Origin of the sequence: Acetobacter sp. DmW_125128, assembly GCF_008704325.1 — a bacterium.
Lineage (GTDB): Bacteria > Pseudomonadota > Alphaproteobacteria > Acetobacterales > Acetobacteraceae > Acetobacter > Acetobacter oryzifermentans.
The window spans coordinates 1-307 of sequence record NZ_VHOP01000113.1 but is presented as its reverse complement, the minus strand read 5'-3'; the positions used below and the strand labels follow the sequence as shown (position 1 = coordinate 307).

Genomic DNA, 307 nt, shown 5'->3' with positions numbered 1-307 from the left:
GGATATGCCGGGGCATAGGCTTGAGATGCGGCTTTTTGCGATGAACCTTGGAGACAAAGCCCTGCTTTTCCATGAAGTCTTCGTTGTCTTTTGAGCGATAGGCCGTGTCGGCCCAGACACTTGAGGCCGTATTGGTTTTATCCAGAAGCCCCTCTCTCAATCGCGCGCCATCACTGGCAGCGGCATGCGTTGTTTTCCATTTGCGGATGAACCGGTATTTCCGATCGATGGAAACATGCGATTTATAGCCAAAGAACGGGATGGCGAGATCGCTGGATGGCATGGTTCCATCATCCTGCCGCTTCGC

1 pseudogene is annotated in these 307 nt (G+C 53.1%); it reads right to left on the bottom strand.

The annotated features are described in order from the left end of the window. A pseudogene (locus FKW19_RS16110) lies at window positions 1–307 on the bottom strand (IS5/IS1182 family transposase); the annotation flags it as partial.